We start from the raw sequence: 1,231 nt of genomic DNA on the forward strand, positions 1-1,231 counted from the left end.
TTATAAACAATAGTCTAGCAATTAAAAAATAGGCGTTCAATATAGATTTAAATAATCACTTTAAAAATATAATTATTTGCAGGATAATAGAGAAAAAAATGGTAGAGGGGAATAATAATGTTAACTTATATAATATGTTGGATAGTCGTAATCATCGTAGCTTACTTTTGTTATCTTTACTTCAAAAGCGAGTTTAAAAGAGTTTTTGGAATACAAGATAAAGATAAAAATCAACATTCAAATTATGAAACACAATATGAAGAGAAGGTTGAAGAACCATCAATTGATGGTACTATAGCTGTTGATAAAATGATTGTTCATAAATTAGCATGTCATAGCACATTGAGTTTTGAAGAAGGTCTATTAACAACATCAACAGGTTATAATGCAAGTGATGTTTTTGACCAAATCAATGGTTTAATTAAAAACTCAGGACAAATTGCAAAAGAATTAAAACGTAATGAAAGTAAATTGGTACCCGGGAACTCAGGTTCAAGTATTGAAGGATTTAAAGCTACAATGTCAAATTACGATGTTGAAATCAATTTGATTGGTTGGACAGTGAATATGAGTTTAGGTCAATTACAAACATTATCATCAGTTGATGATTTAAAAGGTGAAATTGATGATGGTTTAATTTTAGGAAGCGAAGCTTTTTACGCATACTAATCAATAAAAAGAACAAAAAAAGAAAGGAGGTGTATGCAATGATACAACTCACTAAAAATGAAATTAGAAGTATTGTTAAGAAACATGTTAGAACAAACGTTAGAGATGAGTTTTTAGCGTCATATGAGCCATTCATTGACGATGTGACGAATTATACTTATGAACATTTTGATGCGGTTATAGACCCTCATGCAACGCCCAAAAACGTGCATTATCACAAGCATGTTGATGAACCGAGAGTCTTTAAAGAATTGACTGATTTGATTGTTGCGAGAAGCAGTGTGAAAGATAGAAAACAACATCATTCTTTGACTTTGCTATTTATTAAGTCGATTCAAGTGTTTTACTATCAAAAAAATGGCTACGAAAACCCTGGTTTACACGTTGTAAGATTAGATTTAGCAAGAGATTAGAGCATTTTGAATAAATAACGCACAAAAAAAGTGAAAAAATACAGTCTTTTGAGTTGCTTTTTATTCAGAATGCTATTATAATATATTTAAAGGTAACAAATTATTACCTTATAACAAATAACAAAAAGTATAATGATATAACCTTAAAG

Annotated in this window: 2 protein-coding genes; both read left to right on the plus strand. The window is 29.2% G+C overall.

Annotated features, from left to right (window positions below):
* The first annotated feature begins 117 nt into the window (after positions 1-117).
* On the plus strand, positions 118-669 hold the full coding sequence (locus DVA66_RS21190; RefSeq protein ID WP_157974218.1) for a hypothetical protein: 552 nt from the start codon (positions 118-120) through the stop codon (positions 667-669).
* A 29-nt stretch (positions 670-698) separates the two neighbouring features.
* Positions 699-1,082, plus strand: a complete 384-nt coding sequence (locus DVA66_RS21195; RefSeq protein WP_157974219.1) for a hypothetical protein — start codon at positions 699-701, stop codon at positions 1,080-1,082.
* The last annotated feature ends 149 nt before the right edge of the window (positions 1,083-1,231 follow it).

This window comes from Desertihabitans aurantiacus (assembly GCF_003344635.1).
GTDB lineage: Bacteria > Actinomycetota > Actinomycetes > Propionibacteriales > Propionibacteriaceae > Desertihabitans > Desertihabitans aurantiacus.

Coding starts and splice junctions, on each gene's coding strand:
- DVA66_RS21190 (WP_157974218.1), top strand. CDS start 118: ATGTTAACTTATATAATATGTTGGATAGTCGTAATCATCGTAGCTTAC.